A 21,185-nucleotide genomic window follows, 5' to 3' on the forward strand; every position below is an offset into this window, starting at 1 on the left:
CCTCTCTTCTCGTCATTCCCCTTCGCGAGGCGTCAAACCAACGCAGAACACGTACCGATTCCACCAACCGCAATTGCCTGCTTCGGCGGCTCCACGACGCCCCGCTAGCGACTCCGCGAGTACCAGGTGCCGATCGATCGAAGGTGAGGTGCAGAGATTCTCCTGGCCGACGTGAGTCAGTGGATCTAAGGCCCTCGTTCGTGCTGGCTTCCGGCAGAGTCTGCGGGGTGACATCACCAGAAGGTGTGCGAGGGAACCAGCTCTCGTGGTCCGTGGTTCGCGCGCTGCGCCGGCTGAGCCAGTGGACCAGGCCCTTGGTCCGCGCGCCGCACGCCGCGCCGGCTGAGCCGGTGGAACCAGGTCCTTGGCCCGCCGCGTGTTGAGGATGTTGCCCAGGAGAGGCTGGTGCCAGCCCTGTCGAAACTGGGGCTGAGGCCGCCCTCCGCAGTCGGAACCTGGCTCTGCCTGCTTCTTCGATGAGCCGAGGGGCGTGATGTGCGTCACAGTGATGGCTGTCTGCGGTGGCGGCGGTGGCGGTCGCCGGCTGAGGGAAGAAAGTCGCTCCTCTGACCCAAGGGGCGAGGGCATCTCCAAGACCCGTTACTTTCAGTAGTTGTGGTGCATGGTCGGGCCTGGCTGTAGCCGGGGTGCCGCGCCCACCGACTGACGACCCGGGTAGAGGCTCGCGCCGGTGCGCGCAGGCCGGGACGTCACCGTGACTGGACGCGGGCGGCGACCACGGCACCCAGGAGCGTGAGGACGTGTCGCATCGGTGTAGGTCACCGCTCGGGTACGTGGGCGTGGTCGTGGCGGGCAACCCGGTGGGTAGTGACAGGGGCGGGGGAGACGGGCGCCGCCGTCACCGTGCCGGCCGGCAAGAACGCCGTGGCGGCGACCGCAGCCGCGTTGGCGGACCGTGTGCCGGGCCCTCTCTGGTGATTCGGTCGCCGGGGGGTGAGTTTGTCCCAAACGAGGTGGGCCAGGCCGTCGCGGAACGCCTGATCGCCGTGCAGTTCGGCGAGGCGTCCTACGTCAGCGGGGTCATCGAGCTGGCTGATGGCGGTGGTCATCGCGGCGGTGAACGCCGTGGTGAAGGCGGTCTTGTCGCTGGCGCGCGCGGCGGCTTGGACGTCGCCAGCGCGTACGGCCTGCCGTGTGCAGGCGTCGAGCAGCGCCCGATCCGCCGGCGTGGTGGCCGCGACGATGGCGGCCGGTGTCAGTGGGCTGGCCGGGCTGGGGCCGGGCCGGTCTGCGCTGGCATCGACTGGGACCGGGCCGGCTTCTGGTGTCGGCGTGGCACGGATGGTGTCGTGGACGGCCTGGCGGGCGGCGTTGAACAGGCTCGCTCGCCAGTCGGGGTTGTCGCACTTGAGGAAGATGGCCACGGACAGGTTGGGTTCGTTCGGGTCGCCGAGCATGGCGGTGAGCGCCTTGTCGAAGGTGGCGGCGAACGCGGCGACGTCGTCCTGGGCGCGGGCGGCACCTTGTAGCGTGCCGGCGTTGGCGACGCGGTGGACTCGGGTGGCCAGCCAGGCGTGTTCGTCGGCGGTGAGGCTGTCGCGTACATGCTCGGGCATCCAGGCGTCGTCCAGGGTGACCGGTACGGCGGGTGCGCTGGCGGTGTTGACCGGGACGGAGTCGAGGTCCGCGATCGCGTCGACGGCGGCCGAGACGGCTCGCATTCGGCGTCGGGTGTCGACGAGTTCGTCGTGGCGGGCGAAAGGCTGGCCGAGTTGGGTGTGGGCGCGCTGGATCTCTTCTCGTTGGCTGGCGATGTTGGCGACGAGCTGGCCGCATCGGGACTCCAGGGAGGCGAGGTGGTGTTCGAGGCGGCGGATGAGGCCGGTGGCGTCGCCGGTGGTGGCGTCGGTCAGCGAGAATTTGGTGCTCATGCCGGAGTCACCATTGATGGTGAGGGAGACCAGGACCCCGTCGCGGCCGTTCCAGATGGTGGCGGTGACGTCGAAGCCTCCCAGCTTGGCCAGCGGCACCTGGTCGCGTTGCTCGGTGGCGCCGAGGCCGGCGGACGCGGCGGTGATGGCGTGTTGCAGTGCGCGGCCGGCGTCGGGACGCTTGTCGAGGTGGTGGCCGGCGACGGTCATCCGGAACTTCTCCCCGCGGATGTCCTGGCGCTGGGCGATCGTCTGGTCCAGGGCCTCGATGCGCCGTTCGTCGACGGCGATCCACTGGTGCAGCTCCCGGATCTGCTTCTCCAGGGCGGCGTGGGTGTTGTGGTGGGAGCGGTTGGCCCGTTCCAGCCGGGCCAGCTCCATGCCCAGCTCTTCCTTCTCGATGAGCAGTGGGTTGCCGGTGGCGATCGCCTTGATCTGGTGGGCCTGAAGGGTCTCGTCGGAGACGTCCTCGATCTCGCGGGCCACGGTGCCGCGCATCATCTGGTCGATGAAGCCGCCCTTGCGAGCGACGGTCTGCCAACTGAAGGCGTCGAACGAGCCGGTGACGACGTACCGGTAGATGCTGACCTCGGCGTTCTGGTTGCCCTGGCGCATGATCCGGCCGTCTCGTTGGGTGATGTCGGCCGGGCGCCACGGGCAGTCGAGGTGGTGCAGGGCGACGGCCCGGTTCTGGATGTTGGTGCCGGTGCCCATCCGACCGGTCGAGCCGATGAGCACTGACACCTCGCCGTTGCGGCAGGCGGCGAAGAGGTTGGCCTTCTCCTTGTCGCTGTTGGCCTCGTGGATGAACCTGACGGCCTCGCGGGGCATCCCCAGCTCGACGAGCCGGCCACGCAGCGCCTCGTACGCCGTCCACCGTTGCGAGTCCTTCGGCTTCGGCGTGCCCAGGTCACAGAACACGATCTGCAGCGCGCCCGGCGTTGGATGCTCGACCGGGTTCTCGGCGTCCGGGTCGACCAGGTAGCGGGTCTCGCGGTGCGCCTGCCAGATTTCGGCGATGTTGCGGGCCGCCACGTCGATCTTTCCCGGGGTGTCCTGGGCCGCGCCGAGCAGCCGCAGGTCCAGCGACGCGGCCCGCGCCTCGCCGGAGATCTTCAGGATGTTGTCGATGTCCCGGTCGCGGGGGTTGTTGCGGCACCACTCGACGCGGTCGTCGAGGGAGGCGATGAAGTCGACCAGCTCGGGCGCCGGGTCGATGCTGATGACGTGCGGGGCCCGGTGCCCGTCGGCGTTGACGCTCAGCAGCGGGGTGGGCAGTTGCAGGTCTTCGGGGGTGCGGATGTCGCCGAAGGTGCGCAGCATCAGCGACAGCTCGGCGGCGTTGGTGTACTTCGCCAGCCGAGACTTGGTCTGGAAGCCGCTGCCGGTGGGTGAGATCTCCACCGACGTGACGACCTTGCCGAACACCGACGCCCAGGTGTCGAAGTCCATGGTGCCGGTGGCTTCGAGCAGGTCCGGGCGCAGATGCCGGGTGACGACGTACAGCTCACGCACCGAGTTGGCGATCGGGGTGGCGGTGGCCCCGCACACCACACGCTGGCCGTAGCGGCGGCGCAGGAAGTCGAGCTTGGCCCGGAAGTCGATCGCCCGGTCGGAGCCGTCGTTGCTGGCGTCGACGATGCTGGAGGTGATCGTGTCGTTCTTCAGGTCGTGCCACTCGTCGCGGAAGACGAAGTCGACGCCGGTCTGGTCGAACGTCACGCCGGGGTCGGTCGGCTTGTCGAACTTCTCCTTGATCTTCTCCTCTTTGCGGATCAGGGAGCCTTGCAGTCGCTTGACGGCGGCGTTGCGGTCCGGGTCTTCGCCGTTGGCGACGGCCTGCGCGTGCGCTCGTTCGATCTTGTTGCGGAGGTCCTTCAGCTCACCGTCGAGGAAGCGGCGCTGCTCTGCGTCGGACAGCCGCAGCGTCTCGAAGAAGCTGGCGGCCATGATGACGGTGTCCCAGTTGCCCGTGGCACAGCGCGCCACGAACCGTTGCCGGCGGGCGGCGCTGGTGTCGTCCTGCCCGGCGGCCAGAACCCGGGCCTGCGGGTAGATCTGGAGGAACTCCCGGGAGAACTGTTCGAGCAGGTGCGTCGGCACGACGATGGCGGGCTTGTTGACCAGCCCAAGGCGCTTGAGTTCCATCGCGCCGATCGCCATCACGGCGGTCTTGCCGGCGCCGACGCAGTGGAACAGGCCGACCCCGGGTTCGTTGACGATCCGGGTGACCGCCTCGATCTGGTGCGGGCGGGGCTTGAACTCCACCGAGATACCGGGCAGGCTGCGCCGCGCCCCGACGTAGGAGCGGGGCACGTGGGCGTTGAACATCCGGTTGTAGGTGGCCGCGATGCGGGCGGCCCGCTCCGGTTCCTCCCACACCCAGGCTTCGAACCGCTCCTCCAGCTCGACAGCCTTGGCCTGCGCGGCGGCGCTCGCCTCCACATCGAGCGCCCGCTTGCCCTTCTCGACCTCGTAGAAGACCCGGATCGGAGTCTTGGTCAACAAGCGCTGCGCCAACTCGGGCGCGGACATGCCGGGGGTGCCCCAGGTCGAGCAGGCGAGCACACCGGTCCGGCTGCCCTTGACCTGCCAGTCTGATCCGCCGGGGTGCGTCACCCTCAGCCGCGGATCGCGCAGGATCTCCTGGAGGAACGCCTGCACCTCGGTGTAGTCGATGAACGGAGCGCCGAAGGACACCATGATCTCGCCGGGGCCGACGTCGCGGGGCAGGACCCGTTGCAGGGCACGGACGTTGACCTCGAACCTCGGGTCGTCCTCGACGGCGACGAGCGCCTGGTCGAGCTTGGCGCGCACGTTGTCGGACAGGTACGCGGCGGCTTCGACCAGGCCACCGGTGCCGGGATCGTCGTAGACCAGCTCACCGAGGGCTTCGCGGGCCTCGGGCTCGTCGACGCCGAGCAGCCGGGCGATCTGCGGCAGGAGCACCGCGCCGTGGTCGTCGAGGCAGATGGCCAGCGCGTCTTCGGGGCTGTCGGCGCCCAGGCGGGGCGCCCGGGGCAGGATGACCCGCTTGCTGAAGATGTCCGCCTTGGTGGCGGTGCGGGTGTCGTCGTTGAAGTTCTCCAACGCCAACACCGTGGCGGCGTACGGGTCGATGCCGCGGAAGCCGCCGAGCTGGGGGTAGTTGCGGTACAGCTTCGGCTGGCCGGTCTCCTCATCGAGGATCGTCTCCAGCTCACCGGTGGCCTTGTTGCGCTGCCGGCGGGTGTAGGTGTCGTAGCGGTTCAGGAAGCCGTACTGCTCGACGTAGGCGCCGTAGAGGATGTTCAGCCGGATCCGCAGAAACGCCGCCGAGCCGGCCGGTGGGCCGTCGGGGTGCTCGTCGCCGTCGTCGAGTGACGACGACTCCGCTTGCAGCAGCTCGGTCACGGTGTCACGCAGCAGCAGCAGTGCGCGCAGCTCGTCGGCCTGGGTGGCGGGCACCTTGTGCTCGACGACCTGACCGTTCTGCACGGTGGTGAAGGTGCCGTCGTCGAGGGCCTCGATATGGCCCTCTTCGCGGCCGACGGCGGCCAGAACCGCGACCGGCTCTGCCAGGCCGGCTTCGACGCGCGGGGTGAGGGTCAACCCGGCGAGGCGGGCCTCGTCGACCACGTCGGCCAAGACCCGGGCCAGGTCTGCGGCGGTGTCGCCGCTGCCGGTGACGACCAGGTCGTGTGCGTGGTAGGCGCCCCGGCCGACGGAGAGCTCACCGAGGATCCGGTCGGTCCGGGCGGCGAAGAACTCGTTGACGTGGATGGTGTCGCCGCCGGGAACGTCGATCTCCCGGGTCTGCTCCCAGGCCATGCCCGCCTGCTCCTGGCCGGACGCACGGCGGCGCAGGATGAGCAGGTCGGTAACGACCTTGGTGCCGGCGGCGTGCTCATGCGCGTCGGTCGGCAGCCGCACGGCGGCCACCAGGTCCGCCAGGGCCGCCATCTCCCGACGGGCGGCCGGGTTCGCGGCGTCCATCGTGTAGCGGGAGGTCAGCGCCACCACCAGGCCGCCGGGCCGGGTCAGGTGCAAGCTCTTGATCAGGAAGTGGTTGTGGATCGAGTGCTTGCCCGGGTTGTGCCGCCGGTCGGCCAACGCGAAGTTCCCGAACGGCACGTTGCCGATCGTCAGGTCGAACGTGCCGGCCGGCGCGCGGGTATCCGCGAACGACTCGGTGCGGATGGTGGCGTGCGGGTAGAGCGCGGCAGCGATCCCGGCCGTAACCGGCTCCACCTCCACCCCCGTCAGTCGAGCGCCGTCAGGCGCCAAGCCGAGGAACGTGCCCGATCCGCAGCCGGGTTCCAGCACGTCCCCGCCCTCGAACCCGAGGCCGGCGACCGCGTCCCAGATGGCGCGGACATACGCCGCGTCGGTGTAGTGCGCGTTCAGGGTGTTGCGTTCGGCCGCCGCGTACTCCCGTTCGTCGAGCAACTGCCGCAGTTGCTCGCGGGCCGCCGCGAACCGCGCGTGGTCGCGGTGGTCGGCGCGGGCCTCGAACACCCCGGGCACCGCACCCCACCCCGACCATCGGGCCAACACCGCCTGCTCCTCGGCGGTGGCCGTCCGGTCCTCGGCCTGAAGCAGGCGCAGGATGCGCAGCGCCGCCAGGTTCGCGTTGAGCCGGGCCACCTCACCCCGAGGGGCCAGATCCTCCTGGCCCCTCGGGACGAACGACGCCGGACGGTCCTGGTGGGGCGCCGTAGCTGACGGTTGCGCCTGCGGCGGCGGGCCCGGCTCGGCCAGCTCAACCGGCGCAGCCGGTTCGGCCGGTTCGGCCGGTTCGGCGGCCGGTGGTTCGGGGTCTAGCTGCGCGCGGGGGGCTCGCTGTCGTCGTTCATCGCGGCTTCCTGCTCCGCGATCTCCTGCCAGCGCGGATCGGTCGGGTCCTCCACCATCGGAATCCAGTCGTCCTGATCCGTCCGCGGCGGCGGGCTCTGCGTTCCCGGCGGGCTGGTCTCGTTGGTCTCCGGGTCGATCAGGATCAGCTCCGGCAGCACCTGTTCCTCGGCCGCCATCCGGGCCTCGTTGAGCCGGCCCAGCTTGTCCAGGTACCCCTCGCCGGTCGGGTCCGGGCCGGCCAGTTGCCTCGTCAGGTCCTCGATCTGGGCGAGCGCCTGGTCCCCCAAAGTCGAGAAGAAGCTGTTCAGGTCCGTCCCGTCGGCTATCAACGCCGCGTACCGGTTCGGAAGGTACGTCTGCCAGTGCCTCTGGGCTTGCGCCCCGTACCGGTTCATCCTCTGCTGTCTCCGTCTCTGGCGCTGCTGCGGTCGGCTGGTCGGGGTCAGGGCCGACCGGCGGGCCCGTGGTGGTCGCCGCACCATCGAGGACGGCCGGCACCGGCGCCGGCACCGCCGTCTGCGGAGTCACGGCCGGCCTGGGTGCGGCCGGCGTCGGGTCGACCGGGACACCGAGGCGGCCGGCGGCGTACGCGGCCAACGGCTCGGCGATCTCGTCCGGTTGCCCGTGCAGCATCGCGCGGATCGACTGGGCGGCGACCTCCCGGCCCGCCGCCGTGGTGAAGGTCCGCACGGCCCAGTCGACCCGGGCGGTGACCACCACCTCCACCAGCGGCCACGTGTCCTCGCCATCTACAGCGGCGGCCAGCACCGGCCCAGGCCGCTGCGGGTGCCGGGTCACCGCCGGGTCGAGCACGTGGAAAGCCCGCGCCGCGGACCTGCGCCCGTCGACGCTGCCGTCCTCGTCGACGACCACCACGACGCCGGCCGCCGGATCCGCCTGCGCGGTGAGCGCCGCGACCTGCAGCCCGGTCAAGGCTGGCCCGCACGCGGCCACCGCCAGCGGCGCCCCGTCGCCGCGCTCGGCCAGGGCGATGGCCTCCAACGCGGTGCGCGCCACCACCGAGCGGCTGGTGCGCTCAGGCTGCTCGGCGAGTCCGAACACCACCTCGGCTGGGCGGAACACCGCCGTGGCCGGGCTGTGCAGCACCGGCGCCACGTCCGGCACGCCGGGCGGGGCGTAGCCGACGAAGCCGACCACCGGCCGCTCCGGATCGCGGTGCTCGCGGATGCCGACCATCACCCGGTTGCGGAACCGGTCGACCAGTTGCCCGCTGCGCCCGGTCGCGGCAAGGCCGGACGCCCGGATCTCCACATCGGTGAAGCCCCGCCGCCGCAGTTCGTTGACCAGCGCGGCGGGCCGGTCCGGCGCGTACCCGACGGCCCACCGCCCGTCGACCGGAACACCCTGGGCGGCCAGCCACCGCGCCGGCGACGCACCGTCGGGCTGGTCGAGCTGCGCGCGGTAGAACTCGGCCGCCACGCGCTGCACGGCCAGCAGCCGTTGCCGCCGCGCGTCCGGGACCGCCGACAGGCGAGGCGGGCCGGCGACCTGAGCGGCCAGCGACCCGGCACGTCCGCGCAGCGCGGCGGTCCGGTCGACCGAGGCCGCAACACGCTCGGCGACCTCACGCGCCGGCCCGGCCGCCGGCTGGTCCGGCGCCGCCATCACGGCCGCCCGTCGTCGGGATCGGTGGGCAGCAGCCCATGCGCCCGTAACGACTCGAACAGGCGTTGATGGTGCTCCAGGGCGGCCGTCAGGTCATCGATCTGCGATTGCAGCCCGGCGGCGACCGTGTCAGGTAGGCCCTCCGCGTCCGGTGCGGCCATCGGTACAGCGGCGTCGTCAGCCATCGCTCCCCCATGTGATCGCTTGATCATCACCGTAACCAAGATGTCGAGTGAGATCGACATGTCAGCAGGCCCACACCGGCCCACACCGGCGCCGCCGCGACGCCGCGGGGTGGCGTCACCGCCGGGGCATCGCCCCAGGGGAGGACGATGACGCCACCGGCACGGTGGTCACCCGTACCGCGCTGGGGCTGCTCAAGACGATGACCGGCGGCCCACCCGGCGTCACTGACCTGGACCGACTTCTCAACGGGGGCGGCGTGACGGGCTGTGACGGGCGATGCCATGAAACCGGTATCCCGGTTGTAATCAGCGAGAATCAACGACAACGCCCGGTGCGCGAAATGCCCTCACCTTTTCCCGCGATGCGGCGACGCACAGCAGGTCCGACGGCTCGGCGAAGCGCTGGGCACGCTAGGCAGCAAGAGGTCCGCGCTTTGCGTGGGAGGTGGGCGCTCGGGGGCTAAGGCCGAGCGCCCACCGATTTCCTCGATAATGCGTTCCTTCGAGGGGGTGCTCGTCTTTGTCAAGGAAGCACCCGGAAAGAAGTCTGCCGTGTCTCAGCGATTGCCGTCGGACCAGGTGTGCGAGAAAAATCAGGACATTACGCTCGAAATTCGCTTTAGCCGCAGTCTGGTGAGCTGGTGTGGATCGGCTGTGGTCGCAGCACTGCTAGGGATCGCTGTCTGGTTCTATCCCGAGGTAGTAACGCCCGTAGCCGTCGCGCTAACGACTCAGGCTGCCCTGCAGCGCTCGATCCGCTGATCCGATGGAGGCCGGCCCCCCCCCGCAGGGGGCCGGCCTCCAAAGACTGAGACGCCCTTTACGGCGGCGAGCAAGAGCGCCTGCAAGCGGACAGGCCCTACCGGGCGGGCTTGGCTTGGCGGTCGGCGTGGTCCCGCGTAGCTGCCTGCCTGTGCTGCGGGCAGCGAGCGGTTTGACGCGTTGGCAGGCTCGTCGCCACCTCGGCACCGCCGTCAGGCAGGCCGGGGTCGCGTCACCGCCGGCGCCGCCCCAGAGGACGATGCCGCGGAATCACCGGCAGGGGTAGCGAGCCAGCCAGGAGGCGCGGACCGCCGCCGGGCCGCCGTGGTCGCGCTCTCCAATATCGACGCCTCCGGCGGGGCCTCTCTCGGAGATGCCCGGGGGCGACCGCCGGCGCCAGGTGGGTGAGTGGTCATCCAGGGGTGGGATCCCCTCGCGCCGGCCGCCCAGAGGGCTACCAGACCGGCTCCGGGACGACCAGGCCAAGCCGCTTCGCGGCTGGCTACGCCGAGCCTGGCCGTCCCGGAGCCGGCCCGGTCGATCGGAGATCGGCCGACACGAGGAGATCCCACCCCACCCCCGGCACCGCGCGCGGGCAAGCCCGCAACCCCGCCCACCACGGGCCTACGCCGACTCTTGCGCCGCGTCATACCGGGTCAGCACGTAGCTGACGCTGCTCTTGGCCCACTTGCCCTTACCCGACGGGGTCGGCACCTGCTCGGCGTTCAGCCTCTCGGCGATGGCCGCCAGCGACAACCCCTCGCCGCGTAGTTCCGCCGCCCGGGCGGCCGAGGGCGGCACCGGCGCTGGCGGTCGACCCAGCCGTACACCCCGGTCCCGGGCCGCGGCCATCCCCGCCGACACCTCGGGCCGGCGCGTCTCAGATTCGCTGCTCATGACCTACAGCGTACGGCAAAAAGGTACAGAAAAGGCCCCCGGGGGAGCTTTTCCTGTACCTTTTGCTGTACGATAGAGAGGCAAGGAACGGTCCGGCCAGGTGAGCCACCACCTGGCCGGACCAGGAAGAACAACCCCTCTGCGAAAGGGAGTTCCATGCCCCAGCGTACGACGATCCCGGCCCGGGAGATCGACCACAACGACCAGTGCGTCGGCTGTGGTGCCGACGCCTACGGCGTCAGCGCCGGAGACCCGTGCCACCCGCTGTGCCCGTTCGAGACCGGCACGTTCAGCCCGGCGGTCATCCTGCGAGCCGCCAACCTGCGGGTGCGCAACCACCCGGCCGGGGTCGGCTACGACATCGCCGGCGCGATCTTCGCCGCCGCCGTCGACCTGGCCGGCAACGACCAGGCGCAGGCCCTCGCCGACGAGGCCCGGCAGGCGCTGGCCGACTACCTGGTCGGCCAGTGGCCGCCGAAGGCCGAGGCGATCCGCAACCAGGTGGTCTACCGCCACGGCCTCTTTGCCCAGCTCACCGAGATCGCGGTCTCGCTGTACGGCGCGGCCGACCAGCACGACGGCAACGACCCCGACGACTGCTGACACCCAGCCGGGCCGGCCCCTCGGTGGGCCGGCCCGGCTCCCACCAACCCCACGTCAGCACATCGAAGGGATCGAGACCATGACCAGCACCAACACCCGGCCCGCCCAACTCGCACCGGTCCGCATCGGCCGAGGCCGCGTCGTCCACCTCGGCAACCTGAGCAGCATCACGGGCCCGGCCGGCGAGCCCCGCTACGTCGCCGGCTCGTGCGGGGCCAGCACCCGAGGCGACACCGTCACGGTCGGTGCCGCCGTCACCGCGCCGATCGACTGCCGCACCTGCACGCGCTCCAACCCGATCCGCGTGGCCTGGATCAACGCCACGGTCACCGCGTCGACCAGCGAGCCGGTGACCCTGCCGCACACCGGACTGACCGTGCCGCACACCCAGCTCCGCGTCGACGGCCCCACCCAGCCCGGCCCCGGCCGTACGGAGCAGCACCGGCTGTACCTCGGTGCCCGCTTCGTCGGCTGGATCACCACCCACCCGCGCCACCCGCACCGCAGCGCCACCTACCAGACGAATTCCCTCGGAGGGAGGGAGCTCGACGAGTACGCCCAGCAGTGCCGGCTGTTCACCGGCGAGCCCGCCACCGTCGCCGACGTGCTGGCCGAGCTGGTCCGCGAGCACATCACCGCGGCAGCCGTCGCCGAGCGGCTGGCCGCCACCCGCACCCCGACCCGGCTCATGCAGCACATCCGCGACGGCGACGGCCAGCCCACCGGGGCCCCGTACCCGACCACCTACGGCAGCGTCAACGCACCGCTGACCACCGACCCAACCTGGCACCGCGCGGTAGCCCGCGCCCTGCACCGCGACTCCCCCGCCGGCCCCGGCCAGCACTGGCAGATCTGGACCCCCACCGGCTGGACCCGCCTGCCCGACGTCGTCGACGTCGACCAGGACCTCGGCTGACTGCACCCGTGCCCGGGCCGCCACCGGCCCGGGCACGGGTGCGCCGCCCGACCAGCATCGACGGGGAGACCACCATGACCAACAGCCACCGGACCGACGCCCGCACCATCCTCGGCACCGCCACCCTGGCCACCCACCGCCCGCTGCTGGCCTGGGCCGTCGGAGCCATCGCCCGCAGTCACGCCATTGTGGGCGCTCACGTAATTGGCCCAGGGTCGGCTTACGTTATTGATCCGGCCCTGGGCGCGGCTCGGGCTGAGGTGTCTGGCTTGGTGGTGTTGCCCCCTGCGGGAACCGATGGGGATTGTGGTGCTGCGTCAGGCACCGTACCGGCGATGGCGGGCGGCGTAGGACCGTAGGGCGCGGAGAAAGTCGATTTTCCGGAAGCCGGGCCAGTAGACGTCGGTGAAGTGCAGCTCGGAGTATGCGGCTTGCCAGAGGAGGAACCCTGACATGCGGCGTTCCCCGCTGGTCCGGATGACCAGGTCGGGGTCGGGTTGTCCGCTGGTGTAGAGGTGGGTGGCGATCTGGTCGGCGGTCAGCCGTTGGGCAATGTCGTCGATGGTGTGACCGGCTTGCCCTTGCTCTTCGAGCAGCGATCGGATGGCGTTGAGGATCTCTTCACGGCCGTCATAGCCGATCGCGATGTTGAGATGGAAGGCCGTGTTGTTGTCTCGGGTGGCTTCTTCGGCCAGCTTGAGGGCGTGCCTGGTGGAGTCCGGTAGGACGTCGAGCCTGCCGGCCGTGTGGACCTGCCAGATGCTGGACGGCCGGGTCAGGCGTTCAGCGACAACGTCCTCGATCATGCGCAGGAGGTTGTCGACTTCGTCGGAGTCTCGCTTCTGCAGGTTGTCAACGGAGGCGACGAACGCGGTCACATGTTGGATGCCGATTGCTGCGCACCACTGAAGGACCTCGTCGAGGTGCTCTGCCCCGTAGCGGTGGCCGATTTTGGCGTCGGTGAACCCTGCCTGTCGCGCCCATCGGCGGTTGCCGTCCATGACGATCGCGACGTGCCGGGGCAGGCTCCCGCCGGCCAGTTGCGCGTTGAGGCGCCGCGCGTAGAGCGCGTAGGCAGCGTTCTTCACTGTCGTCCACATTCGCGAGATCTAATCATAGCGGAGCTGACAGTCCCGGCGTTTCGCTCGTTCCTTCACACGACTCTCATAACTGCTCGCCGGCCAGGCCTGCCGGTAGCTTCGGGCCAGAAACAACTCCAGTGCTGGTCAAAGACGGGATAGCTATTCCCCGGCTCAGGCGTTCGCGCAGGGCCCTTGAGCAGGGTTGAGGTTGTCTTTGGTCCGGAAGCTACGGCGAGGCCGTAAGGGCCGAGGCGGCTCAGTCGGAGTTTGCGCCCGCCAGAACATCAAGGACAGCGACCGTGATGTTGTCCGGACCGCCGTGTTCGAGAGCCGCCGCGATCAGGTGGTCAACCGCCTGCCTCGGTGTTGAGGCGTCCGTCAGGGCGGTGTGAAGGAGGTGCTCCGGCACGTACGAACTGAGCCCGTCGGAGCAGAGCAGGAAGCGGTCGCCTGGGGTCAAGGCCAACAAGGTGATGTCTGGTGAACGGCCGTCCAGTCTCCCGTCGAGGAAGCGTGCTAACCGTTCGGGCAGATTGGGTACGTCCGCAGCGTCAGCGACCAGTTGCCCGTAGACGTGATCTTCAGTGATCTGTGTGGTGTGCCCGGTTGACCGGCGAAGCCGGTAGGCCCGCGAATCCCCGATGTTCGCCAGGGCAGCACTCGTCCCGTTGATCAACATGGCGACCAAGGTTGTGCCCATGCCGGCGAGCTCAGGTTCGGACGTGATCCGTGCTCGAAGAGCGTCGTTGGCGGCACCGACAGCCTTCCCCAGCGTGGTGGCTAGGGCCTGCTGATCAACTTCCTGGTCGTACTGGCGAAGTGTCTCGATCACCGTTGAGCTGGCTACGTCGCCGGCGACATGTCCTCCAAGCCCATCAGCTACGGCGATCAGAGAGCACCCCAGGTAGATCGCGTCCTCGTTGCGCCGTCGGACATATCCAACGTGGGAGCCACCAGCCTGGTCGAGGTGGAGAGCTGACGTCATGAGGCACCCCCGTGCCTGCCATCGGGCGTCTCGCCGGCCTGTTCAGGCCAAGGACCCTGCGCTGACTCGTCTCGGTGCAGGACGTGGATGGTCTCGACACGGTCACTAGCAACGACGTACTCCGTCACTTCGACGGGCTGACCGTCACCCCCAGATGTGCCGACACGCACGATCTCCAGGACGGGGAGGCTGGTCGGGATCTCAAGTAGCGCCGCCTCGTCCTTGCTGGGCATGCGCGCCCTGTGGATCTCCATCCAGCTCAACGGCCAGTGGCCAGCGCGCTCTAGGCGGTACAGCCAGTCCCCCGGGCCAGGCGCTTGCGAGGCAACGCCTGGAATGTCGGCTACCCGAGGGTGGATCCAGGAGATGTTGATCTGGAAGGGAGGCTCTGACTCCGGGCCGGTGACCCGAAACCGCCGTAGGACTTCGGTGCTTGCCGGGACGCCAAGCAGCTTGGCAATCCGGGGGTCGGTCAGTGGCTCGATCGTTGCCACCGGTGGGATGTGGTGCTTCCAAACTTCCTGGCTGGATGCCGAGGGGAACGAGTAGCCAGGGGCGGTCGCATTCCTCTTCACCAGGTTTCCGCGAGGGCGACGTGGGCGGATGGTCCCGTGGCGGACGATGATCCCCCTGCCTTGGACCGCCCAGACGTAGCCCTCGGCCTCTAGCGCTCCGATAGCTCTCCCGATGGTGTCCCGGTTGGCTCCGTACTCGGCGGCGAAGTCGTCGAGGCGCGGCAGCTTGGAACCGGGCTCCCACTCGTTGGCCTTGATCCGTTCCCGGATCTTGGCCGCAATGTCCAGGTAGCGCGAGTGTACGGCCACCGCTTCTCCTCATCTCCAAGAATTGTCTTGGGACTATCGTTGACAGCCGAGGGGCTGACAGTCAACATTGTCCCAAGACAAGACCGAAGGGCCAGGGGATCGCACCCATTGGCCCCATAAAGAGACCGCGGCGGATCGCACCCGCCGCGGTCATGGTCACGACGGATCGCACCCCTCGTGACCAATGCCCTGCGGATTGACGCCACAGGGCGACGGCATCTCTACCTGAGGAGGCTCAGATGCCTGCAACGAGAGTACGTGCTGCCCAAATTCATCCAGGGCAGGCCCAAGCAGCATCAACGACCAACGAGGTGTCGGCGCTGGTGGCGCGGGCGCAGGCCGGTGATGTGGAGGCGTTCGGTCTGGTCTACGACCGGTACGTCGACCAGGTGTTCCGGTCGATCTACCGGCGGGTCTCGGACCGGCAGGTCGCCGAGGACCTGACCTCGGAGACGTTCCTGCGGGCGCTGCGCAACTTGGCTAGCTTTAGGCGGCCGGGCGGCGACTTCGGCGCCTGGGTGGCCACGATCGCGCGGAACCTGGTGACCAACTACCAGTCGTCGCACCAGCGACGCGAGCGGCCGGTGGCGGAGCTGCGTGACGCGGCTCCGGTCGAGCAGGCCCCGACCCCGGAGGCCGCCGCGATGGCGAGCCTGACCCGGGACGCGGTCATGGCGGGGATCGAGCAGCTCAACCCGGACCAGCGGCGGTGCATCACGCTGCGGTACCTGCGAGAGATGTCGATCGAGGAGACCGCCCAGGTGCTGGGCAAGACCCCGGCGGCGGTCAAGTCGATGCAGCACAAGGCGCTGCGGGCGCTGCGCGGTCTGCTGTCGACGACGGCGGTGATGCCGGCATGACCACGATGACGCCACCGCTGAACAGCGCCGACCGGGCCGCCGCTGTGCGTGCTGCTCAGGGACAGACGGCTCCTGCACAGCGGATGCCGATGGGCATCCGGGTCACCAGGACCCCTGCCGCGCCGGCTCCGGCCGCTGCGGAGACCACCTCGGCCACGCCGGCGACCCCTCGGGGCGTGGAGGACGTGCTGCGTATCGCCGCTGGCAGCAGTGCCGCGCGGACCCGCCAGCTCGCCGAGCGGATCGGCCGCCTGGTGCAGGAGTTGACCGGGCGGGTCGAGGCGGAGGAGGCGACGCGCCAGGAGCGCGAGGCCGCCGAGCAGCGGCGCCGCGAGCTGGCCGAGGCCGCCGAGAAGCTGGCGAGTCAGCTCGCTGAGGTGCGGCAGGAGCTGCGGGCGACCGGCCGCGGCGATTCCGTGGACTCGCCGCCGCGTAACCGCCGCGAGGGCGCCGCCCAGCGGGCGGCGATGCGGCAGTGGGCCGTGGCCAACGGCTACGAGGTCAAGGACCGGGGTCGGATCTCACGCGAGATTTGCGAGGCGTACGCGGCGGCCACCCAGGAGGTGACCCGGTGAAGGCGCGCAAGATGCTGCTCCCGGCTGCTGCGGTGCTGTCGGTGGCTGGGCACGTGTGGGCGGTGCGGACGGTCCGGGCGGATCGTGCCCGGCTGGCTGAGGCTCACCGGGACGCGACGACCGACCCGCTGACCGGGCTGGCGAACCGTGCTGGGCTGGCGTCGGCGCTGGCCGATCTGGCCGGGGCGCCCTACGACGTGGCGATCGTGGACCTGGATGGGTTCAAGCAGGTCAACGACACGTTCGGGCACGACGCGGGTGACGCGGTGTTGGTCGAGGTCTCGGCCCGGCTGTCGGCCGCGATTGACGAGGTCGACGGTGCGGTGGTCGCGCGGCTCGGCGGTGACGAGATCGTGCTGGTCTGCCCGTCGCCGGTGCCGATCGCGGGGATGCTCGGCGGCGAGGTGGTCCGGGCCCTGGCCGCGCCGGTGGTGCTGCCGGGCGGGCGGGAGCTGATGGTGCGGGCCAGTGTCGGCGCGGTGTCGGCGATGGTCGGTGACGAGCCGTCGCGGGTGCTGCGCGCGGCTGATCTCGCGCTGTACGAGGCCAAGGCCAACGGCGGCGACCAGGTCGCCGAGTACGGCCGGGTGCTGGACCTGCCGGTAGTGGAGACGCGGCCGGTAGTGCGGCTGCGGGAGATGACCGAGACCGCCCGTGTGCTGGGGGGTGCGGCATGACGGTCCCGACTAAGGCTCTGGACCTGGCCGCCGCGCTGGCCAGCTACCGGACCAGCCTGCATAAGGCGTCGGACATCGAGCTGGAGCACCGGGCGGCGTCGGTCGCGGCGCTGCCGGGCTGGTTCGCCGGCGAGCTGCGCCAGGCGATTAGCGACGAGCGTGAGTCCCGTCGGCTCGCGGATCGGCCGACGTCGGCGCGGATGCCAAAGGTCGCTGCCGGTGCGGTGGTCGCGGCTCCGATCGCGGTGGTCGCGGGCCGGCTGCTGGCCGAGCACGCCGAGCAGGTGCCGCAGGTCCTGCTCTACTCCCCGGTGGTCGCGGTCGGCCTGGTCGGCGCGGTGGTGGGTGGCGGCCGGCTGGGGCGATGGCTCGACAAGCGCCGTCACGGCCTGGCCGTCGACGTTGACGACGCCGACCTCAACCCCCTCGGTCGGGAGCTGCTCGCGCAGGTCCGGGCCCGCCGCGCGGTCGGTGGTGAGAGCTGATGCCGACGCTGCGTATCCCGACCCTGGCGGGTGTCAGCATCCGCGCGACCGGCCAGTCGAGCGTGGCCACTGACCAGCGCGGGACGGTGGTGTCGTACACCGGCCGGCTGATCCTCAACGGCCGTGAGGTGCTTTCGCCGGAGCAGGTGCGCGCCGATTGGGCCGCGCGGGGCGAGACGGCCCTGCGGGAGGCGGACCGCACCGAGCACAGCGACCCGGCTGGGCACGCCTGGGCCAAGGGCGTGTGCGCGGCCTACGCGACGGCGGTGCAGATCCTCGACGCTTGGTTCGAGCAGTTCGGGCCGGGGGGGCTGCCGCTGAGCGACATCGTCGCGGGCATCAAGGTGGCCCGGTCGGCGGTGTTCGAGCAGGCGGGCGACGTCGATGACCTGGGGCGGCTGACCATCTCGGCGGCCACGTCGACGCTGCTAACGCTGGCCGGGAACCTGGCCGTGACGGCCTCCTACGAGTGGGAGGTGTCGCGGTGAGCCGGATTCGTGCCGCGTTCTACGACCCGGAGGGCACCCGCTTCGGCATCCCCACCTACTGGTGGCAGGGAGCGCCGGCCGGCTACGCCACGGCACGTCAGCTGCGGGCGCAGGGCCTGCGCCCGGGCGGTCAGCCGGTTGCGGCGCAGGTGATGTGGCGCGGGGTGGGTGGCGAGCGCGTGGCCTACCTCTACAAGGTCGACCAGGCGGCGGCGAAGCGCACGGCCACGGCGGCGCAGCTCGCGGCGATCGGCAAGGCGTTGGCTGCTCGCCGTACCTGCCCGAACTGCCTGGTCGTGCGGCCTTACTACATCCCGCGCTCCCTCGGGGAGTGCCTGGAGTGCGCCGAGCCGGCGATGGGGGCAGCTCGATGAACGAGAAGCTGCGTGACGCGGCGACGGTGGGGCCGTGGATTGCCATGGCCGCCGCGGTGATCCTCACGGCCAAGGGTGAGTTCGACCTGGCGGTGCTGGCTCACTTCTCGAAGTGGATCGCCTGGATGTTCCCGGTGATGCTCGACGTGTACGTGATCACCGCGTTCCACCGTCGCCGGTGGAAGGACATGGTCGTCGGCATGCTGCTGATGATCTTCTGCCAGATCGCGGTGCACCTCCTGCCGGTCTTCATCACCGAGGGCGAAGAGACGCCGTGGGGTCTGGTGGTGGCGGTCGCGTGCATCGCGCCGATCGTGGTCGTCCGCGTCAAGATCCTCACCGGGCGTACCGGAAAGGAAATCGAGGCCGAGCAGGAGGCGGCGCGACGGGCGGAAGAGCTTCGGACGGCGCAGGCGGAAACGGCCGCCGCGCGCCGGGCGCAGGCGGAAGCCGAGGCGAAGGCGCGGGCGGAAACGGCGCGGGCCGAGGCGGAAACCGCCGCTCGTGCCGAGGCGGAAACCCGGGCGGCCGATGCGGAAACGCGGGCGCGCTCGGAGGCGGAAACCCGGGCGGAAATCCAGGCCGCCACAGAGGCGGAAATCGCCGAGCACGAGCGGGCCGCCGCTGAGGCTCGTGAGGCGGTGCGGGTGGCCGAGCAGCGGGCCGCCGCCGCGATCGAGGCGGCGCGGGTGGCTGAGGGCCGGCTGGCCGAGGCCCGCGACACCGCAGACCGCGCCGCGACCGCTCGGGCCCTGACCGAGCAGACCACCGCCGAACAGGTGCGGGTGCTCACCGAGGCCGCTGAGCAGGCCGAACGCGACTACCAGCAGGCCCTGGCGGAGGCCCGCTACACCAGCCAAGCCGCTCAGGATCGGGTCGTCGAGCTGGACGAGACGGTGCGGGAGCTGCGGGCGCAGCTCGACCAGGCGCACCGCTTCGCGGAGAGTCAGGCGGTCGCGCGGGCTCGCGCCGAGCAGGAAAGCCAGGCGATCACCGAGGCCCGCGAGGGTCTGGTCAACGAGCTGGAGCGCACCCGTCGGGCCCTCGCCAGGGCGCAGGAGAAGGCGGAAATCAGCGGGGGTCGGCAGCCGGAAATCGTGCGGTCCACCGCCCGGAAATCTCTGGCCGCTGTGCCGGCGAAGTTGCCGGCCAACCTGCCCGAGGTGGAAACGGTGAAGCCGGAAAAGGTGGCGGCCGTGCTGCTGGCCCGGGCGGAAAACCCGGACGCGAAGCAGGCCGAGCTGGCGGTGATCACCGGGATTTCCGACCGCACGATCCGCAAGGTCCTCAACGCCGTGCCGGCGGAAATCGTCGGCCAGGTCTTCGAACTCACCAGCGGTCGCGTCGCGTGACCGGGGGCCGGCCCGGTTTCCGGGTCGGGTCGGCCCGTGCAGCGCCTCATAACAGCTCATAACCGTGGGGCGTGAGCAGCCAAAACGCTTGATGGGAGGTAACGCGATGCAGACGGAGACGATGGCCGTGGCCCCGACGATCGAGGGCGAGGCGACCGAGACGGCGATGCCGGCTCCGGACCTGTCGGTGCTGGCCGAGCAGCCGCAGCCGGTGGAGCAGGGCAAGGACGACAAGGTCAAGCCGCAGGAGCTGACGGAGACGTCGCCGGCCTCGGTGGGCCTGGTGGTGGCGCTGGTGGTGGTGTCGATCGTCGCCGCCGTGGTGGTGGCGATGTGGATGGTGTCGCCGCTGATGGCGCTGCTGCTGGGGGTCGGGCTGATCGTGGTCGCGGTGCTGGCCGGCGTCGGCTGGCTGGCCTGGCGCAAGTACACCCGCCGGAGCAAGACCGGCAAGGACCGCTCGGGCCGCGACGGCACCGGACGGGGCGACCGGCCCGGCAAGTCGCCCAACGGTCGGGGCAAGGGGGACAGCTGGTGGCCGTTCAGCCGCAGCAAGACCCCTGGTGGGGGCGGCCAAACCCCTGGTGGGGCTGGTAAGACCCCTGGCGGGAAGACCCCCAAGGGCGGCACGACCCCCGGCGGCGGTAGGAAGCCGGCCGGTGCCAAGTCCGGGAGCTGGTGGCCGTTTGGCCGTGACAAGACCCCTGGTGGGGGCGGCAAGACCCCTGGCGGGAAGACCTCGAAGTCCCCGAAGGGCGGGACGACCCCCGGCGGCGCTGGGAAGCCGGCTGGCGACGGTGGGAAGAAGCCCGGCGGCAAGACGGGACGGTGGCCGTTCGGCCGCCCCAAGACCCCTGGCGACAACAAGACCCCGGGCGGCGGCAAGCCTCCGGCAAGCGGAAAGACCCCCGGCGTCGGCGCGAAGCCGACCAGCGGCGGTGGCGCGAAGCCGCGCAGCGACGCGGGACGCAAGGCCAAGACGGCGGGCGGGGCGGCACTGCTGGGCCTGCTCGGGCTGGCCCGCGGCGCGAAGAACAAGAGCAAGAGCACGGACGACAAGGCGACGGAGAGCGACAAGCCGGCCGGTAAGGACGAGCCGGCGGCGACGGCGAAGGCGCGGCCGGCGCCGGGTGGGCATCGGCCGGAGACGGTGATCGACGTCGACCTGGACGACATCACCGTGCCGGGCGGCCGGCCGAGCAGCTCGTCGAGCGGCCCGACGGCATCGGCGCACCGCACGACGCCGCGTACGGATCCCTTCTATGACTCCGGTCCTACCGCTGGCAGCGAGTGGGTGGACCGGCCTGCACCGATGCCGCTGCACAGCACCGCGCACCACCAGCACCAAACCCCTGTTTCCAACCACCTTGGAGGACCAGAGATGAGCACCACGACCGACATCGACCAGGACGCGATGCGGGTGGCGAACCGCTACGCCGAGCAGGTCGAGAAGGCGCAGACCCTGCAGGCCCGGGCGCGGGCGTGCCGGGACGCGGCGGACCAGTACCGCCGTGACGCCCGGAACAACCAGGAGAGCGCGGAAAACCACAAGCAGGCAGCTCGCACGATCCGCGACGCCAACGTGGCCCACGAGCACGCGGTGTCGGCGCGGGACGCGGAGGCGGAGGCGGCGCGGGAGATCCTCGCGGCCCGCTACTACGAGGAGCAGGCCGAGGCGTACGAGGCGCAGGCCCGTTCCATCGGTCACTGACCGATCCACCGTGGGGGGCCGCGCCGCACCTGGTGCGGCCCCCCACCCCTCCGGA

Annotated in this window: 17 protein-coding genes; 11 read left to right on the plus strand and 6 right to left on the minus strand. The window is 70.6% G+C overall.

The features are described 5' to 3' along the window. Window positions 1–779: 779 nt before the first annotated feature. Both ACPXCB_RS30145 and ACPXCB_RS30150 read right to left on the minus strand, forming a co-directional pair. Window positions 780–8,354 (minus strand): DEAD/DEAH box helicase family protein, encoded by a 7,575-nt coding sequence (locus tag ACPXCB_RS30145; RefSeq protein WP_425879382.1) that lies wholly within the window; start codon window positions 8,352–8,354, stop codon window positions 780–782. Next, entirely contained in the window at window positions 8,354–8,599 is a 246-nt protein-coding gene (locus tag ACPXCB_RS30150; RefSeq protein WP_425879384.1) for a hypothetical protein, read from the minus strand. The genes ACPXCB_RS30145 and ACPXCB_RS30150 overlap by 1 nt, the downstream gene beginning before the upstream one ends. Before the next feature lie 450 nt (window positions 8,600–9,049). On the opposite strand from ACPXCB_RS30150, the gene ACPXCB_RS30155 reads away from it, so the two are divergent. Next, window positions 9,050–9,301, plus strand: coding sequence for a hypothetical protein (locus ACPXCB_RS30155; RefSeq protein ID WP_425879386.1), 252 nt, complete (start codon window positions 9,050–9,052; stop codon window positions 9,299–9,301). A 624-nt stretch (window positions 9,302–9,925) separates the two neighbouring features. Here ACPXCB_RS30155 and ACPXCB_RS30160 read toward each other — a convergent pair. Continuing rightward, entirely contained in the window at window positions 9,926–10,198 is a 273-nt protein-coding gene (locus tag ACPXCB_RS30160) for a recombinase family protein (protein ID WP_425879388.1), read from the minus strand. A gap of 156 nt (window positions 10,199–10,354) precedes the next feature. Here ACPXCB_RS30160 and ACPXCB_RS30165 point away from each other — a divergent pair, with 156 nt between their 5' ends. Further along, the gene (locus ACPXCB_RS30165) at window positions 10,355–10,801 is read left to right on the plus strand and encodes a hypothetical protein (RefSeq protein ID WP_425879390.1); all 447 of its coding nucleotides are present in this window, start codon (window positions 10,355–10,357) and stop codon (window positions 10,799–10,801) included. 79 nt (window positions 10,802–10,880) lie between these two features. After that, window positions 10,881–11,717: a hypothetical protein gene (locus ACPXCB_RS30170; protein ID WP_425879392.1), complete on the plus strand. Its 837-nt coding sequence runs from the start codon at window positions 10,881–10,883 to the stop codon at window positions 11,715–11,717. A 317-nt stretch (window positions 11,718–12,034) separates the two neighbouring features. Here ACPXCB_RS30170 and uppS read toward each other — a convergent pair whose 3' ends face one another. The 3 genes from uppS to ACPXCB_RS30185 form a co-directional block, all read right to left on the minus strand. Beyond that, the gene (uppS, locus tag ACPXCB_RS30175) at window positions 12,035–12,805 is read right to left on the minus strand and encodes a polyprenyl diphosphate synthase (protein ID WP_357565547.1); all 771 of its coding nucleotides are present in this window, start codon (window positions 12,803–12,805) and stop codon (window positions 12,035–12,037) included. A gap of 250 nt (window positions 12,806–13,055) precedes the next feature. Then, window positions 13,056–13,784: a PP2C family protein-serine/threonine phosphatase gene (locus ACPXCB_RS30180; RefSeq protein ID WP_425879394.1), complete on the minus strand. Its 729-nt coding sequence runs from the start codon at window positions 13,782–13,784 to the stop codon at window positions 13,056–13,058. After that, window positions 13,781–14,608, minus strand: coding sequence for a GntR family transcriptional regulator (locus ACPXCB_RS30185; RefSeq protein WP_425879396.1), 828 nt, complete (start codon window positions 14,606–14,608; stop codon window positions 13,781–13,783). Before ACPXCB_RS30185 ends, ACPXCB_RS30180 begins: the two co-directional genes overlap by 4 nt. Window positions 14,609–14,847: 239 nt before the next feature. Between ACPXCB_RS30185 and ACPXCB_RS30190 the strand changes: the two genes are divergently transcribed. From ACPXCB_RS30190 to ACPXCB_RS30225, 8 genes are all read left to right on the plus strand, one after another. Beyond that, on the plus strand, window positions 14,848–15,468 hold the full coding sequence (locus ACPXCB_RS30190) for a sigma-70 family RNA polymerase sigma factor (protein ID WP_425879398.1): 621 nt from the start codon (window positions 14,848–14,850) through the stop codon (window positions 15,466–15,468). Then, window positions 15,465–16,043, plus strand: coding sequence for an Lsr2 family DNA-binding protein (locus ACPXCB_RS30195; protein ID WP_357565551.1), 579 nt, complete (start codon window positions 15,465–15,467; stop codon window positions 16,041–16,043). Before ACPXCB_RS30190 ends, ACPXCB_RS30195 begins: the two co-directional genes overlap by 4 nt. Continuing rightward, window positions 16,040–16,720, plus strand: a complete 681-nt coding sequence (locus ACPXCB_RS30200; RefSeq protein WP_357565552.1) for a GGDEF domain-containing protein — start codon at window positions 16,040–16,042, stop codon at window positions 16,718–16,720. Before ACPXCB_RS30195 ends, ACPXCB_RS30200 begins: the two co-directional genes overlap by 4 nt. Next, window positions 16,717–17,205: a hypothetical protein gene (locus ACPXCB_RS30205; protein WP_425879401.1), complete on the plus strand. Its 489-nt coding sequence runs from the start codon at window positions 16,717–16,719 to the stop codon at window positions 17,203–17,205. The genes ACPXCB_RS30200 and ACPXCB_RS30205 overlap by 4 nt, the downstream gene beginning before the upstream one ends. Then, a complete protein-coding gene (locus ACPXCB_RS30210) occupies window positions 17,205–17,693 on the plus strand; it encodes a hypothetical protein (protein WP_425879403.1) in 489 nt (162 codons plus the stop codon). The genes ACPXCB_RS30205 and ACPXCB_RS30210 overlap by 1 nt, the downstream gene beginning before the upstream one ends. Further along, complete coding sequence (locus tag ACPXCB_RS30215) at window positions 17,690–18,067, plus strand: RRQRL motif-containing zinc-binding protein (RefSeq protein WP_425879405.1); 378 nt, start codon at window positions 17,690–17,692, stop codon at window positions 18,065–18,067. Before ACPXCB_RS30210 ends, ACPXCB_RS30215 begins: the two co-directional genes overlap by 4 nt. Next, entirely contained in the window at window positions 18,064–19,419 is a 1,356-nt protein-coding gene (locus ACPXCB_RS30220) for a hypothetical protein (RefSeq protein ID WP_425879406.1), read from the plus strand. Before ACPXCB_RS30215 ends, ACPXCB_RS30220 begins: the two co-directional genes overlap by 4 nt. A 106-nt stretch (window positions 19,420–19,525) precedes the next feature. Then, window positions 19,526–21,130, plus strand: coding sequence for a hypothetical protein (locus tag ACPXCB_RS30225; RefSeq protein ID WP_425879408.1), 1,605 nt, complete (start codon window positions 19,526–19,528; stop codon window positions 21,128–21,130). Window positions 21,131–21,185 lie beyond the last annotated feature (55 nt).

Origin of the sequence: Micromonospora sp. DT62, assembly GCF_049847285.1 — a bacterium.
GTDB lineage: Bacteria > Actinomycetota > Actinomycetes > Mycobacteriales > Micromonosporaceae > Micromonospora > Micromonospora reichwaldensis.

What these genes read in the sequence shown, in the direction of transcription:
- ACPXCB_RS30145 (WP_425879382.1), bottom strand. Translation starts at nt 8,354, where the DNA reads ATGGCGGCGCCGGACCAGCCGGCGGCCGGGCCGGCGCGTGAGGTCGCC.
- ACPXCB_RS30170 (WP_425879392.1), top strand. Translation starts at nt 10,881, where the DNA reads ATGACCAGCACCAACACCCGGCCCGCCCAACTCGCACCGGTCCGCATC.
- ACPXCB_RS30205 (WP_425879401.1), top strand. Translation starts at nt 16,717, where the DNA reads ATGACGGTCCCGACTAAGGCTCTGGACCTGGCCGCCGCGCTGGCCAGC.
- ACPXCB_RS30150 (WP_425879384.1), bottom strand. Translation starts at nt 8,599, where the DNA reads ATGTCGATCTCACTCGACATCTTGGTTACGGTGATGATCAAGCGATCA.
- ACPXCB_RS30210 (WP_425879403.1), top strand. Translation starts at nt 17,205, where the DNA reads ATGCCGACGCTGCGTATCCCGACCCTGGCGGGTGTCAGCATCCGCGCG.
- ACPXCB_RS30225 (WP_425879408.1), top strand. Translation starts at nt 19,526, where the DNA reads ATGCAGACGGAGACGATGGCCGTGGCCCCGACGATCGAGGGCGAGGCG.
- ACPXCB_RS30165 (WP_425879390.1), top strand. Translation starts at nt 10,355, where the DNA reads ATGCCCCAGCGTACGACGATCCCGGCCCGGGAGATCGACCACAACGAC.
- ACPXCB_RS30180 (WP_425879394.1), bottom strand. Translation starts at nt 13,784, where the DNA reads ATGACGTCAGCTCTCCACCTCGACCAGGCTGGTGGCTCCCACGTTGGA.
- ACPXCB_RS30160 (WP_425879388.1), bottom strand. Translation starts at nt 10,198, where the DNA reads ATGAGCAGCGAATCTGAGACGCGCCGGCCCGAGGTGTCGGCGGGGATG.
- ACPXCB_RS30195 (WP_357565551.1), top strand. Translation starts at nt 15,465, where the DNA reads ATGACCACGATGACGCCACCGCTGAACAGCGCCGACCGGGCCGCCGCT.
- ACPXCB_RS30220 (WP_425879406.1), top strand. Translation starts at nt 18,064, where the DNA reads ATGAACGAGAAGCTGCGTGACGCGGCGACGGTGGGGCCGTGGATTGCC.
- ACPXCB_RS30190 (WP_425879398.1), top strand. Translation starts at nt 14,848, where the DNA reads ATGCCTGCAACGAGAGTACGTGCTGCCCAAATTCATCCAGGGCAGGCC.